We start from the raw sequence: 15,092 nt of genomic DNA on the forward strand, positions 1-15,092 counted from the left end.
TTTCCGACCGAATTTTTCTTCATGACCGTCCTTGCACCGATTCTTTTTTGACACGGCAATCATAGCGCGGGTTTATCAAATGCCGATAACCATACTAGGCAACACAGTTAATTGGTTCTCCCGAACATGTGTTCATCGGCCAAGAGTGGTGGATGAAGCTGTGGAGGAATCGGCCACCAAAGTTCGAGAGTGTTCGAATGCGAACCGGTCAACAGTAAAGATTCAAAAAATGACCGAAAAATGACGTTGACGATCTATGGCTGAATGCGTCAACTTGTATGGGCCGAAGGTGGTGCCACTAAATCTGGTAGTAAATCCAGAGATGGTACAGGGCGAGGGTCGGAAAGCACAGCTATACTAACGTGCAACCGTTTGGACGGGTTGCGCTGTCATAGGCAGCGAACGGTCTTTTGCGCCCAAATTTCTGGCGCGGTCGAAGGTCTACAGTTTCGGACCTGAAACCAAAGAATAAGTTGATTGAATCTAGGGCGGCGGACATGAAGATTGACAGAAAATTCACTACATCGGGGCAGGATGCATATGCGGACCTGGACTTTGTGTCTGCAACGTCCGAGATTCGGAACCCAGACGGGACGATAGTATTTCGCCTGGATAACATTGAAGTTCCTGCCAGCTGGAGCCAGGTCGCAAGCGATGTCATTGCGCAGAAGTACTTTCGCAAAGCCGGTGTTCCGTCCAAGCTGAAAAAGGTTAAAGAGAAAGACGTTCCCGAATTCCTGTGGCGCTCGGTGCCTGCCGATGGCGCTGAATTCGACGGTGAGACGTCGTCCAAGCAGGTCTTTGACCGCTTGGCAGGTGCATGGGCGTATTGGGGCTGGAAGGGCGGCTATTTCTCGACCGAGGAAGACGCGCGCGCCTATTTCGACGAGATGCGCCATATGCTGGCCACTCAGCGCGCCGCGCCGAACAGCCCGCAGTGGTTCAACACCGGTTTGCATTGGGCTTATGGAATCGACGGTCCTGCGCAGGGTCACCACTATGTCGACTATAAAACCGGCAAGCTGACAAAATCGAAATCTGCTTACGAGCATCCGCAGCCGCACGCGTGTTTCATCCAGTCCGTCGATGATGATCTGGTGAACGAAGGCGGCATCATGGATTTGTGGGTGCGCGAGGCGCGCCTGTTCAAGTATGGCTCGGGTACCGGGACCAACTTCAGCCATCTGCGTGCAGAGGGCGAAGCGCTGTCGGGTGGCGGCAAGTCCTCGGGCCTTATGGGCTTTCTCAAGATCGGCGACCGCGCCGCTGGCGCGATCAAATCAGGCGGGACAACCCGTCGAGCAGCAAAGATGGTAATCGTCGATGCAGATCACCCGGACATCGAGCAATTCATCGAATGGAAGGTGATCGAAGAGCAGAAGGTGGCCTCGATCGTTGCCGGATCGAAGATGCACGAGAAGATGCTGAACGGCATTTTCGAGGCCATCCGCTCATGGGACGGCGCGCAGGACGATGCGTATGATCCCAACAAGAATGACAGCCTGAAGAAAGCGGTTCGCGAGGCAAAAAAGGTCGCGATCCCCGAGACTTACATCAAGCGCGTGCTGGATTATGCGCGGCAGGGCCACGACAGCATCGAATTCCCCACCTATGATACGGATTGGGATTCCGAAGCCTACAGCTCGGTTTCGGGTCAGAACTCGAACAACTCGATCCGCGTGACCAACGCGTTCCTGACTGCGGTCGAGAAAGACGCCGATTGGGAGCTGATCAATCGGACCGATGGCCAAGTCGCCAAGACCGTCAAGGCGCGCGATCTGTGGGAAAAGGTCGGCCACGCTGCATGGGCCTGTGCCGATCCGGGTATTCAGTTCCATGACACCGTCAATGAGTGGCACACATGCCCCGAGGATGGTGAGATTCGCGGCTCGAACCCGTGTTCCGAGTATATGTTCCTGGATGATACGGCCTGTAACCTGGCGTCGATGAACCTGCTGACCTTCCTCAAGGAGGGTGAGTTCCAGGCGGCGGATTATATGCACGCCTCGCGCCTTTGGACGCTGACGCTGGAAATCTCGGTGACGATGGCGCAGTTCCCGTCAAAGGAAATCGCGCAGCTGTCCTATGACTTCCGCACTTTGGGTCTGGGCTATGCCAATATCGGTGGTCTGTTGATGAACATGGGCTACAGCTACGACTCGGATGAGGGCCGGGCGATCTGTGGCGCGCTGACCGCGATCATGACCGGTGTGGCCTATGCGACCTCGGCCGAGATTGCGGGTGAACTGGGGCCTTTCAAGGGATACGAGCGGAACGCGGACCACATGCTGCGTGTTATTCGTAACCACCGCCGCGCGTCGCAGGGTGTCACGACGGGCTATGAAAAGCTGGCCGTGAAGCCGGTGCCTCTGGATCACGGCAACTGCCCCGATAAGCGTTTGGTCGATCTGGCAATGTCCGCTTGGGATGATGCCTTAAGCTTGGGCGAAAAGAACGGCTATCGCAACGCGCAGGCCACCGTGATAGCGCCGACCGGTACCATCGGGCTGGTGATGGATTGCGACACTACGGGGATTGAGCCGGACTTTGCGCTGGTCAAATTCAAAAAGCTGGCGGGTGGCGGTTACTTCAAGATCATCAACCGCTCGGTGCCGTCGGCGCTGGAAAAGCTGGGCTATTCCTCGGCGCAGATCGAAGAGATCGTGGGTTATGCGGTAGGCCATGGCACCATCGGCAACGCGCCGGGGATCAACCATACGTCGCTGACTGGTCACGGGTTTGGGCCGAATGAACTGGCCAAGGTGGACGCCGCGCTGGAAAGTGCGTTCGACATCCGGTTTGTCTTCAACCAGTGGACGCTGGGCGAGGATTTCTGCACCGGCGTGTTGGGCATCCCGGCGACCAAGCTGAATGACCCGACCTTTGACCTGCTGCGCCATCTTGGGTTCACCAAGGCCGATATTGAAGCAGCCAATGACCACGTCTGCGGAACCATGACACTGGAAGGTGCCCCGCACCTGAAAGAAGAGCATTATGCGATCTTCGATTGTGCCAACCCATGCGGCAAGAAAGGCAAGCGTTTCCTTGGGGTTGATAGCCACATCACCATGATGGCCGCGGCCCAAAGCTTTATCTCGGGTGCGATCTCGAAAACGATCAACATGCCGAATGACGCGACCATCGAAGATTGCCAGAAGGCGTATGAACTGTCGTGGTCACTGGGTGTGAAAGCGAACGCGCTCTATCGCGACGGCTCGAAACTGTCGCAACCGCTGGCGGCTGCGCTGGTCGAGGATGACGACGAGGCGGCCGAAGTTCTGGAAAGCGGCTCGCCGCAGGAAAAGGCGAAGGTGCTGGCCGAAAAGGTCATCGAAAAGGTGGTCGTCAAGGAAGTCATCCGTAGCCATCGTGAAAAACTGCCGCATCGCCGCAAGGGGTACACTCAGAAGGCGATCGTAGGGGGCCATAAAGTTTACCTGCGCACCGGTGAGTTCGAAGACGGGCAATTGGGTGAAATCTTCATCGACATGCACAAGGAAGGTGCTGGATTCCGGGCGATGATGAACAACTTTGCCATCGCGGTCTCGGTTGGCCTGCAATACGGTGTGCCGCTGGAAGAGTTTGTAGATGCCTTCACCTTTACCAAGTTCGAACCGGCGGGGATGGTGCAGGGCAACGACTCGATCAAGAACGCGACGTCGATCTTAGATTACATCTTCCGCGAACTGGCCGTCAGCTATCTGGATCGCACCGATCTGGCCCACGTAAAGCCCGAAGGTGCAACTTTCGATGATCTGGGCCGCGGTGAGGAAGAAGGTGTCTCGAATGTCTCCGAAGTCACTGATACTGCGGCATCCAAGTCGCTGGAAGTGCTGAAACAAATCAGTTCGACCGGGTATCTGCGCAAGCGGTTGCCGCAGGATCTGGCGGTGTTCAATCCCCAGGCGGATTTGTCCGGTATGGCCGAAGCTGCTGCGGCGTTTGAGGCCCCTGTCGCGGAAACCGCCGTCGCAACCGGAATGGACGCCCGGACCAAAGCCAAGATGCAAGGCTATGAGGGCGATCCTTGTGGCGAATGCGGAAATTATACGCTGGTGCGGAACGGCACCTGCATGAAATGCAACACCTGCGGGGCAACAAGCGGGTGTAGCTAAAGGAGGCCAACGAATGTTCCAAGGTATTTGTCAGATTGGGAAGCTTAAACGTGAAGTAGTTGCACCTTTCGAAACTCAAGGCGATCACGAAGTTTGTGTCCTGTATCTTGATTTGGACGATATCTTTGAACATTGGGCGCCGGGGTCGGTGGTGGAACTTAAGTCTTTCGACAAACGAGATCAGATTAGCGTGTTGAGTAGCTTCAATGGTCGCTTCCCGACGCACGGTTCGGACCGAATTCCATCTGAGTTAGAGATGAGGATACCCTCTGTTTTTGAGGTGGTTCGGAAAAAACAATAAAGCAAACGCCCCGGCAACGGGGTGTAGGGACCGCGATCTTCCCCCCGGATATCCGGTCCCGACGAATACGGAGCAAGGCACTGAGACTTACCCAAGCTGCCTTGCTCCACTCGGTCGACATGCCCGTGTCGACCGGGAACAGGGTGGGGCGGAATATTGCTCTTTCCCACTCTTTCACGGGACGGGTGCGCTCGTCCCATGCGCAGTCCAGGCCGCAGGCAAAAAAACACCGGGCGGTCAACGATATGAGCCTGGATGGCGAAACTTAAAGGGGGCTTCGGCCCCCTTTTTTTCTTGGATTACGTCGGAAGGTGAATGTTGAACCGGGCGCGGATCTGGGCATCCAGCAGCGGATCAAACTGTGCACGTGACGGGCTGGACAGGATTTCCTCTTTCCGCGCGGTCGCCTTTTCGATCAGGTCCGGCTTGCCTAGTTCGGCCCATTCTTTTGGTGATGTCCGGTCACCGAAGGTCGGATAGACATAGTCCGCCTGCATACGGCTGAGTGTTGCGTCGGTACCCAGATAGTGCCCGGGTCCGCCCATGCAAACCTCGGCGATCTGATCCAAGGCCAGCGTTTCTTCGTTCACTTCAATTCCGCGAATGCAACGCTGGGCCTGTCCGATAAGATCGTCCCCCAAGATCAGGCTTTCAAAGCAAAATCCTAGCAGCGAAGCGTGCATTCCGGCTGCTTCGTAAACCATATTAACCCCAGACAGCCCCGCCATGACATTCGAGCACATTTGCTCCCATCCTGCTTGCATGTCCGGCAGTTTCGAATCCGACGCCCCCGCTGCAGCCCCACCGGGCAGGTCGTAGAACTGGTGCATCTGGGCGCAGCCTGCGGTCAAAAGGGCCTGTTCACCCGAGCCGATGGACATTGCCCCGGTGCGCAGGTCCAAACCAAATGGCCAAGTGCCAAAAACGGCTGGTGCCCCAGGACTTACGGCATTTACGTAAACCAATCCTGCAAGACATTCCGCCGTGGCTTGCGTGATGGCACCGGCGATGGTTGAAGGTGCGGTCGCTCCGGCCATCCCTGCGGAAAGAAGAAGAACGGGCATGCCTGCTTTGATGCATTCTTCCATCACTTCGCAGCTTTCGGTGGCGAACTTCATCGGCGGCACGACAAAGCAATTCGAGTTTGAGACGAACGGACGTTCGCGCCACTTGTCCTCACCACCCGCAATCATGTGGAGCATTTCCATGGCCGGGGCGACATGGCTTGGTTCAGTGAAAGACGTGCCGATATGTTTGAAAGTTCCCGAACAGCTTGCGTAGATTGTGTTCAGGTCCATTTCCTGATTGTCGAAAATGTCACGACACACCATAGGGCGTTGAACAAAATGGATATTATCAAGTTGCTGACAAATCCGGGCTGCGTCGTGCAGGTCCTGCACGGTCGAGTCGCGATATTCGCGCCCGTGCACGTCCACCATGCTGACAGCAGCCCCGGCTGTGCCGTAGTGAACGCGAGTGCCCGAGAGTTCCAGATCGGTATTCCCGTCACGACTGCACAGGGTAACTGATCGGTTGGCATTGGCGATCGTGTCTTCAACCAACGCCCGGGGAAACCGTATGCGGCCATCATCGCCCAATGTGCATCCGGCACCGACCAGATAGTCGATCCCGCTTTGCGGGGCGTCTGCCAAACCAATCGTTTCAAGCGCGGTCAGCGCTGCGTCGTGGATTTGTTCAACCTGAGTTTGGGTCAACGGCTTGTAGGTTCCGCCCTCAAGCCCCGGGCGTATGGGACGCAAATGATCCGGAAGGGCAGAGGCACGGGCGGCACGGCGCGCGGCGCGTCCGCCGCTGCGCGAATTATTACGGGATTGATCGTTCATGTTGAGATTCCGCTAGGTGGCACGTGAGGGGGGTGAATGTGGTTACACCCCCGTCGGGCGCCCTCGGGCCGCGCGTCCTCGATCCGCGCCTATTGTGCGGCTGATCAGACGGATCTTCCAAACGTCGCTTTGCATGCAGGTCCTCACCTTATGCTATCAGTCTTTCAATACAGGTCGCGACATTCTGTCCTGTTTGCGACTTTGGGGTTCAAAAACGAAATGGATGCTTGGGTGCGGATCAAAGATGCGAAGGAGTTCAATAATTTCTACCGAAACGCGGGAAATCTGTTATACTTCTGTCACTTATTTAAGAGCGGTTCGTGATCTCAATTGATTGTTAACGATTGCGACCCAGTTTTATGCGAAAGTGAACTAAATTCTCGAATTCCTTATTGAAAGGTTTTTGGTGAAAGTTGTGATACCCCGTTCGGCCCTTATCGCCACTCTGATCATAACGTGCGCTGCCCCGGCAGCAGCCGAGGATTGGAGCGGGGCCTATGCCGGGTTAAGCTTTGGGTATGCCGACGCAGATGGGCCCAATGGTTCAAGCGGCAATGACCTGACTTTTGGTCCTCATGTCGGGTACGATCATGACTTCGGGAACTTCGTGCTTGGGGGTGAGCTGGAATATAACCGCTTGTCTCTGAATCTAGGGCAGGGTGAGGGTAGCCTGGACAGCATGACACGTCTGAAATTGCGGGGTGGATACGATTTTGGATCCGCGCTGGGGTATGTCGTGGTCGGAGCCGCGCGCGTGGATTCGACGGTCGATAATGACACCGCCGCTGTCTACGGCATTGGCGTCGCTTATCCGATCGGTGAGAACTTTGTCATCAGTGGCGAGGCGCTGCGCCAGAATTTCGACGATGTCACCCGCTCCGAAGGCGGCCTTGATTCCAACGTGTTCAACCTGCGGACAACGTTTCGGTTTTGAACACCGCTACTCGGCTGCGCGGCGGTCGGCCAGTTCACTTGCAAAGTTACAAATTGTCTGAAGCGCCGAAGCAAAGCGGTCATCGTCAATTGTCATAGCTACGCGAATGTGCCCCGCAGCAGCATCACCGAAACTTTCACCCGGCATGACCGCGATCGCGTGCCTATCCAGCAAGGCATTGGCAAAACCTTCGCCGCTTTGACCGGTGGCGCGGATATCCAGCATCAGGTACATGGCACCTTGCGCCGGAACCAGACCGACCGTGTTTTGTGCCGCAAGAATTTCAACCGCTTTGGCGCGTCGCCTGCGAAATGGCGCGGCGATTTCCTCTTCCATTGCCACGCCTGCCGTCAACGCGAAACTGGCTGCATCCTGTATGAAACCGGGAACGCCATAGGTCGTATGGGTTGCAAGATTGATCAGATGTGAGATGACGTCCTCGGGACCAACAATCCAGCCACAACGGGAGCCTGTCATCGCATGAGATTTTGACATCGACCCCACAATCAACGTCCGTTCGACCATGTCGGGCAAGCTTCGCGGAGAGATATGGTCGCCCTCCCAAACCTGAGTGTCGTAGACCTCGTCCGAGATCAGCCACAGGTCACGCCTGCGGCAAACCTTGGCGATTTCCTCAAGTGTCTGCCGGGAATATGTCACGCCGGTCGGGTTATTGGGCGTATTGATCAGCAATGAGACAGCACCTTCGGCTGCTTCGTCGATCCGCTCGGCGCGGGGTTGAAAGGCATCGTCCGCGGTGGTTTGCACCGGGCGGGCAATTGCGCCTGCGCCACGGATCGTACCGGGATACGTGGCGTAGTATGGATCGAGAAACAACCCGACGTCACCCGGATTGCAGACCGCAACATGGGCGGCAAACAGTGCGGCTTGGCCCCCTGGCGTGATCAGGACATTGCGGCGCGAAGTGGGTACGCCCGTGCGGGCCTGCACACGGGCCGCGACCGTATCACGCAACAAATCTGTGCCAGGGACCATCGCGTATCCGGTGTGACCTTGCCGGGCAGACAGGTCCATTGCCTGCAGGATCGACGGGTCGGTGCGAATGTCATGTTCGCCAATAGTCAGCTCAGTAATTGCGTGGCCCTCACTGATCATCCGGCGCGCACGATAGAACACATCCCAGCCGTCGTTGCCGCCCGGGGTTAGATGAGTGATACGCTGCGACAGTTTCATGGCACGCTCCTGTGGTGGTCTTTTGGGCTGAAAGGGCCAGAGGGCGTTTCAATTGTCAATCGAATACCCGCCGGATCGTGGGGACTTGGCGAGAGTGATGCTGCGTGATAATCAGGGTGTCATGAACCGGATGACCTGCATCATTATTTGCTGCATTTCCTGCTGATTATTCAAGCGGGCCGGTTTCTTTCGTTTTCATCCCTGAGACAAGTTGCTATGCCCGCGCCAACGCGACACAGCCCATGCTGTTCTGAGGAGCCGACCGATGAAGACGATCAAACTGCACAACACACGGACGCGGACGAAAGAGGATTTCGTGCCGATCAGCGCCGACAATGTGCGGATGTATGTCTGTGGTCCCACGGTCTATGACCGTGCCCATCTGGGCAATGCGCGGCCAGTGGTGGTGTTTGATGTGCTGTATCGGTTGCTGCGCCATGTCTATGGCGCGGATCACGTGACCTATGTGCGCAATTTCACTGACGTGGATGACAAGATCAACGCCACGGCCTTGGCGCGGCAAAAAGCAAGTTCGCCAGGCACGTTGGAGCAATTGGTACAAGAACGTTCGGACGAAACGATTGGCTGGTATCTGCACGATATGGGCGCTTTGGGCGCGCTTGAACCGAACGAGATGCCGCGCGCGACCGAGTATATCCCGCAGATGATCGCGATGATCGAAGGGTTGATTGACAAAGGCCACGCTTATGTCGCCGAGGGGCATGTTCTGTTCGCTGTGGATAGCTGGAAAGAGCGTTACGGCGCACTGTCGGGCCGCTCGGTCGATGACATGATCGCGGGGGCGCGGGTCGAGGTTGCGCCCTACAAGAAGAACCCGATGGATTTCGTGCTGTGGAAACCGTCAAGCGATGAACTGCCGGGTTGGGACAGCCCATGGGGGCGCGGGCGTCCGGGATGGCATATTGAGTGCTCGGCTATGAGCTATGAACTGTTGGGTGAAAGTTTCGACATTCATGGCGGTGGCAATGACTTGATGTTCCCGCATCATGAGAACGAGATCGCACAAAGCTGCTGCGCGCACCCCGAGGGCGAGTTCGCTCGGGTTTGGCTGCACAATGAGATGTTGCAGGTTGAGGGTAAGAAAATGTCCAAATCTCTGGGCAATTTCTTCACCGTTCATGATCTTTTGGATCAGGGCGTGCCGGGTGAGGTGATCCGGTTTGTGTTCTTACAGACGCATTACCGCAAGCCGATGGACTGGACCGAGAAGAAGGCGCGCGAGGCCGAAGCGACGCTGCGCAAATGGCGGGCGCTGACAGCTGGCATCGAGCCCGCCGCCAGCGCGGCCCCCTCGGTGATCGCGGCGCTGAGTGATGACCTCAACACGGCGGGGGCTCTTACGGAACTGCACCGTTTGGCATCTGATGGTGATGCCGCCGGACTGTTGGCCAGTTCACGGGTTCTGGGGTTGTTGGAGCCTGAGATGGGTGATTGGGCCGATACGGGCTCGGCAGATCTTTCGGGCCATGCGGCGCGTCTGGCCGATGCGCGAGTCGAAGCGATGCAAAGCAAGGACTTCTCGGAAGTGGACCGGCTCAAGGCGGCCTATGTCGCGGCAGGGCTCGAAGTGCGGATGAGCAAGGACGGTGTGGATCTTGTACCCGGCGCGGGCTTCGATGCGACCAAGTTGGAGGGTGTGTGATGTCGAAGGAACGGCTTTATCTCTACGACACCACACTGCGCGACGGGCAGCAGACGCAGGGGGTGCAGTTCTCGACCTCTGAAAAGGTGCAGATCGCCAAGGCTCTGGACGAGTTGGGTGTGGACTATATCGAAGGCGGCTGGCCCGGTGCGAACCCCACCGACAGCGCGTTCTTTGAGGTTGCGCCACAGACCTCGGCCCGGTTGACGGCGTTTGGGATGACCAAACGATCGGGCCGGTCGGCCGAGAATGACGATGTGCTGGCCGCTGTGATGAATGCGGGCACGCAAGCCGTCTGTCTGGTGGGCAAGTCGCATGACTACCACGTGACCCACGCGCTTGGGACCACGCTGGAGGAGAATGTCGAGAATGTCCGAGCCTCGGTCGCGCATATTGTGGCACGGGGGCGCGAGGCGTTGTTCGATGCTGAGCATTTCTTTGATGGCTATAAGGACAATCCCGGCTATGCGGTTCATGTCTGCCGGGCCGCGTTGGAGGCAGGCGCCCGTTGGGTCGTGCTTTGTGACACGAACGGCGGCGCGCTGCCTGCCGAGGTTTCACGCATTGTGGCCGAGGTGATCGCCGCAGGGCTGCCGGGCGACCGGTTGGGCATCCACACCCACAACGATACGGAAAACGCGGTAGCCTGTTCGCTGGCCGCCGTGGACGCAGGCGCACGCCAGGTACAAGGCACGCTGAACGGGCTGGGAGAGCGGTGCGGCAATGCGAACCTGACCGCCTTGATCCCGACCTTGTTGCTGAAAGAACCCTATGCCTCGCAGTTTGAAATCGGCGTCAGTGCGCAAGCGCTGGCCGGTCTGACGCGGATCAGCCGGATGCTGGATGATATTCTGAACCGGGTGCCCAGCAAGCAGTCGGCCTATGTGGGGGCTTCGGCTTTTGCGCATAAGGCGGGGCTGCACGCCAGCGCGATCCTCAAGGATCCATCGACCTATGAGCATGTGGATCCGGGTGCGGTTGGTAATGCGCGGATCATTCCGATGTCCAATCAGGCGGGGCAATCGAACCTGCGAAAACGCCTGACCGAGGCAGGTTTGTCGGTGGATAAAGGCGACCCGGCATTGGGGCGTATCCTTGATCGGATCAAGCAGCGCGAGGCTGAGGGCTATTCCTACGACACTGCTCAGGCGAGCTTCGAATTGCTGGCGCGGGTCGAACTGGGGCAATTGCCAGCGTTCTTTGAGGTCAAGCGATACAAGGTCACGGTCGAGCGGCGCAAGAACAAGTACAACAAGATGGTCAGCCTGTCCGAGGCCGTGGTCGTGGTGAAGGTCGACGGCGAAAAGAAGCTGTCGGTTAGCGAGTCTTTGGACGAGGATGGCAGCGATCGCGGCCCGGTGAACGCGCTGGCCAAAGCGCTGGCGAAGGATCTGGGGCAATATTCGCAGGTGCTGGCGGATATGCGGTTGGTGGACTTTAAGGTGCGCATTACGCAAGGCGGGACCGAGGCTGTCACCCGCGTCATCATCGACAGCGAAGACGGGCAGGGGCGGCGCTGGTCGACCGTGGGCGTCAGCGCGAACATAGTCGATGCCTCGTTCGAGGCGCTTTTGGATGCGATTCAGTGGAAACTGGTTCGCGATTGCGGACCGCAGACGGCGGTGGCCGAGTGAGCGTTGCCTTCGACGATGACGTAAAGGCCTGTGCCGCACTGGTGCATCGCGCCGACCCGGATCGGTTTATGGCGGCAATGGCTGCCCCCGTCACAGCACGGGCGGTTCTGTTTCCGATCTATGCGTTGAATGTCGAAGTCGCCCGCGCACCATGGGTCACGCAGGAACCCATGATTGCCGAAATGCGCCTTCAATGGTGGCGTGACGCTTTGCAGGAGATTGCCGAGGGGCAGGCGGTACGCAGGCATGAGGTCGTGACGCCTTTGTCCCGTATTCTGTCGCCGCATTTGGCGGCTCAGTTGGATGAGTATGTGGCCGTAAGGCGTTGGGATATCTACCGTGATCCGTTTGAGGATCAGGCGCATTTTGAGTCCTATTTCAACCATAGCGCCGGAACTTTGATTGTCGCGTCCGCGCAGGCGTTGGGCGAGGCGGACGAACAGGTTCTGCGCAATTTCGGTTATGCAGTGGGTGTCGCGAACTGGTTGCGGGCGATCCCCGAGCTTGAGGCGCGCGGGCGTGTTCCCCTGTTGGATGGAACACCGGACGGGGTGCAGCAATTGGCAAAATCGGCACTGGATCGACTTCACGCCGCCCGCGCTCAGCGATCTGCTGTCTCAAACGAAGCGCGTCCGGCCCTGTACGCCGGTTGGCAGGCAGAATGGGTGTTGCGGCAGGCGATTGCGCAACCAGATCGCGTCGCCGCTAGTGCGCTGGCGCAAGGTGAAATCCGGCGTAGGCTGTCACTGATGTGGAACGTCGCCCGGGGGCGCTGGTAACGGTCAAGCCGTTTCCGGTTCAGTCGGGCGCAGGACCAGCCACAGCAACGCGCCCCCAGCCAAAGTCAACAGCGGGATCATGGCAAGGTTGACGGCAGTCCACCCCTCAACCGGGGACCCGCCCGAACAGTTCATCAACCCGCCCGAGGACAAAGAGGCTAACGTCACACCGCCGAACACCAACAGGTCGTTCAGGCCCTGCATCCGACCGCGTTCATTTACGTCGTGTGAGGCGGCCAGCATCGTGGTTGCCCCGATAAAGCCGAAATTCCAGCCGACACCCAGCAAGATCAGGGCAATAAAGAAGTTTTCAAGTTCAACGCCTTGCAAGGCCACGATACCCGCACCGCCCAGAATGGCGAGGCCAAGCGCAACGATCTTTTCGACCCCGAAACGTGCGATCAACTGGCCGGTGAAGAAACTGGGAATATACATGGCCAACACGTGACCGGTTACCACATCCGCCGCATCATTCGCCGAGTATCCGCAGCCTACGACAGCCAGCGGGGTCGAAGTCATGACAAGGTTCATCAGCGCGTAGGACACCATCGCACAGATGACGGCCACGGCGATGCGCGGCGTCTTTAGCATCTCAAGCCGGGTTCTGCCCCTTGGTGTGCCTTTCTCGGCCATGTTGGGGGTTGGGGTGTCCAGAAAGAAGAACAGACCTGAACCAACAACGTTCAAAGCAATCACAGCCAGATAAGTACCGAGAAAAGGGATGACATATGCCGTCGAGGTAAGCTTGACGATCTGAGGCCCGATGATTGCTGCAACCAGACCGCCTGCCATAACGTAAGAAATTGCCTTGGGGCGAAACTCATCCGAGGCCGTGTCTGCAGCGGCAAAGCGATAGAAGCCGTGCGCGCTCATGTAGATGCCGGTCAGAAGGCTTCCAAAAAGAAACACTGGGAAAGACCCAAGGTACAGCCCATACGCGCCGACAAGCCCGCCTAGGGCACCGGCCGTTGCCCCCAAAAGAAAACCCGCGCGCCGGCCCCAGCGTTGCATGATCGCGGAGATCGGCGTAGCCGCCAGCATTGACCCCAGCACGATCAACGAAATCGGAAGTGTTGCCAGGCAAGCGTTGGTTGCCAGAGACTGCCCCGCCAATCCAGCGACGATAAAGATAATCGGCAGTTGCGCGCCAAGCACGGCTTGCACCGCGACCAGCACAGCGACGTTGCGCTTGGCCACACTATCATTTGGGGAAGAGGCGGTCATTGTCATGTGCCTATGCGTATCCGTGAAAAGCGTGGCATACAAGCGGGTTGCATATACGGCAAAGCAGCCTAACGTGCTCGTGATTATTCAGCCCCCGGAGCGCACATGTCCGTCGGACGTATCATCGAAACCAATGACTGTGTCAGCGAGGGTGCCGTGTGGCTGGCCAGCGCTTGCCCGCGTATGGCTTACGCGTTGAATCAGGTGGGGCCGTTGCCTCTACGTCGGCGACCGGACGGATTCGCTCAACTGCTTAGCGCGATTGTCAGTCAGCAGGTCAGCGTGGCCTCGGCCAATGCGATCTGGAAACGCTTGCAGGATGCGAAACTAACCGGCCCGCGCAAGATAATGTGGGCCACGGATGACGATCTGCGCGCCGTCGGATTGAGCCGACAGAAAATACGCTATGCCCGCGCGCTGGCGGAGGCACGTATAGATTACAAAGCGTTGAGGGATGCCCCAAACGACGAAGTTGTCGCGATCCTTACCGAGGTTTCGGGCATTGGCGTCTGGACCGCCGAGATCTACGCGATGTTTTCGCTGGGCCGAGCGGATGTGATCGCGCCCGGTGATCTGGCCCTGCAAGAGGCCGCGCGTATTCTCTATGACCTGCCCAAGCGTCCAACCGACAAAGAACTGAGACAAATGGCCGAGGCGTGGTCGCCTTGGCGGTCGGTTGCGGCGCGGGTGCTGTGGGCCTATTACCGGGTGGCAAAGGAACGAGAAGGGATCAGATGACTCGAGTATTAAATGCGCTCCGAAAAGAGCCGGTTTCGGGCGACACGCGCTCGGTCGTGGTATTTGTGCATGGTTATGGGGCCAATGGCGCAGACCTGCTGGGGATCGCGGATGTACTGGGCGAACACCTGCCCGACACGCTTTTCGTGGCGCCTGATGCACCGGAACAAATCCCGGGAATGCCGAATGGTTACCAGTGGTTCCCGATCCCGTGGATTGACGGATCGTCCGAGGAAGAAGCACGGCGCGGAATGGCGATGGCGGTTGAGGATTTCAACGCGTTTCTCGATGCGCTGATGGTGGACGAGGACGTTCTGCCCGAACAGGTGGTTCTGTTTGGGTTTTCGCAAGGCACGATGATGAGCTTGTATGTCGCCCCCCGCCGCGAAGACCCGGTGGCCGGGATCGTAGCCTTCTCGGGCCGTTTGCTGGAGCCAGACCTACTACCCGATGAAACCGTCAGCCGGATGCCGATCCTTCTGGTACATGGAGATGCGGATGACGTGGTTCCACCGCAATCCTTGCCCGAGGCGGCCGAGGCGTTGCAGGCCGCCGATTTCAAAGAGGTTTTTGCCCATGTCATGAAAGGCACTGGCCACGGTATCGCGCCCGACGGCCTCAGCGTTGCGCTGGCCTTTATGCGCGACAAGCTGAGCCTCTGACCCC

At 58.0% G+C, this 15,092-nt stretch carries 11 protein-coding genes; 8 read left to right on the forward strand and 3 right to left on the reverse strand.

Annotated features, from left to right (window positions below; translation table 11 throughout):
• The first annotated feature begins 497 nt into the window (after positions 1 to 497).
• Both ACT2B1_RS09490 and ACT2B1_RS09495 read left to right on the forward strand, forming a co-directional pair.
• On the forward strand, positions 498 to 4,115 hold the full coding sequence (locus ACT2B1_RS09490) for a vitamin B12-dependent ribonucleotide reductase (protein WP_481667633.1): 3,618 nt from the start codon (positions 498 to 500) through the stop codon (positions 4,113 to 4,115).
• 13 nt (positions 4,116 to 4,128) lie between these two features.
• Positions 4,129 to 4,416 carry a hypothetical protein gene (locus ACT2B1_RS09495; RefSeq protein WP_171240736.1) on the forward strand — a complete coding sequence of 96 codons (288 nt, stop codon included), beginning with the start codon at positions 4,129 to 4,131 and terminating at the stop codon, positions 4,414 to 4,416.
• Between the two features lie 299 nt (positions 4,417 to 4,715).
• On the opposite strand, the gene ACT2B1_RS09500 is transcribed toward ACT2B1_RS09495, so the two are convergent.
• Positions 4,716 to 6,260 (reverse strand): trimethylamine methyltransferase family protein, encoded by a 1,545-nt coding sequence (locus tag ACT2B1_RS09500; RefSeq protein WP_481667634.1) that lies wholly within the window; start codon positions 6,258 to 6,260, stop codon positions 4,716 to 4,718.
• 415 nt (positions 6,261 to 6,675) lie between these two features.
• Here ACT2B1_RS09500 and ACT2B1_RS09505 point away from each other — a divergent pair, with 415 nt between their 5' ends.
• On the forward strand, positions 6,676 to 7,194 hold the full coding sequence (locus ACT2B1_RS09505) for an outer membrane protein (RefSeq protein ID WP_481667635.1): 519 nt from the start codon (positions 6,676 to 6,678) through the stop codon (positions 7,192 to 7,194).
• 6 nt (positions 7,195 to 7,200) lie between these two features.
• Here ACT2B1_RS09505 and ACT2B1_RS09510 read toward each other — a convergent pair whose 3' ends face one another.
• The gene (locus tag ACT2B1_RS09510; RefSeq protein WP_481667636.1) at positions 7,201 to 8,388 is read right to left on the reverse strand and encodes a pyridoxal phosphate-dependent aminotransferase; all 1,188 of its coding nucleotides are present in this window, start codon (positions 8,386 to 8,388) and stop codon (positions 7,201 to 7,203) included.
• A gap of 265 nt (positions 8,389 to 8,653) precedes the next feature.
• Between ACT2B1_RS09510 and cysS the strand changes: the two genes are divergently transcribed.
• From cysS to ACT2B1_RS09525, 3 genes are read left to right on the forward strand one after another with little or no spacing between them, the layout of a single operon-like run.
• Entirely contained in the window at positions 8,654 to 10,051 is a 1,398-nt protein-coding gene (gene cysS / locus ACT2B1_RS09515; protein ID WP_481667637.1) for a cysteine--tRNA ligase, read from the forward strand.
• Positions 10,051 to 11,685, forward strand: a complete 1,635-nt coding sequence (gene cimA / locus ACT2B1_RS09520; protein WP_171240741.1) for a citramalate synthase — start codon at positions 10,051 to 10,053, stop codon at positions 11,683 to 11,685. Before cysS ends, cimA begins: the two co-directional genes overlap by 1 nt.
• Positions 11,682 to 12,464, forward strand: a complete 783-nt coding sequence (locus ACT2B1_RS09525; protein WP_171240742.1) for a squalene/phytoene synthase family protein — start codon at positions 11,682 to 11,684, stop codon at positions 12,462 to 12,464. The genes cimA and ACT2B1_RS09525 overlap by 4 nt, the downstream gene beginning before the upstream one ends.
• Positions 12,465 to 12,467: 3 nt before the next feature.
• On the opposite strand, the gene ACT2B1_RS09530 is transcribed toward ACT2B1_RS09525, so the two are convergent.
• Positions 12,468 to 13,694: an MFS transporter gene (locus ACT2B1_RS09530; protein WP_171121531.1), complete on the reverse strand. Its 1,227-nt coding sequence runs from the start codon at positions 13,692 to 13,694 to the stop codon at positions 12,468 to 12,470.
• Positions 13,695 to 13,793: 99 nt separating this feature from the next.
• Here ACT2B1_RS09530 and ACT2B1_RS09535 point away from each other — a divergent pair, with 99 nt between their 5' ends.
• Both ACT2B1_RS09535 and ACT2B1_RS09540 read left to right on the forward strand, forming a co-directional pair.
• A complete protein-coding gene (locus tag ACT2B1_RS09535) occupies positions 13,794 to 14,426 on the forward strand; it encodes a DNA-3-methyladenine glycosylase family protein (RefSeq protein ID WP_171121530.1) in 633 nt (210 codons plus the stop codon).
• Positions 14,423 to 15,088 carry an alpha/beta hydrolase gene (locus tag ACT2B1_RS09540; RefSeq protein WP_171121529.1) on the forward strand — a complete coding sequence of 222 codons (666 nt, stop codon included), beginning with the start codon at positions 14,423 to 14,425 and terminating at the stop codon, positions 15,086 to 15,088. The genes ACT2B1_RS09535 and ACT2B1_RS09540 overlap by 4 nt, the downstream gene beginning before the upstream one ends.
• Positions 15,089 to 15,092 lie beyond the last annotated feature (4 nt).

This window comes from Ruegeria sp. S263, assembly GCF_056780525.1.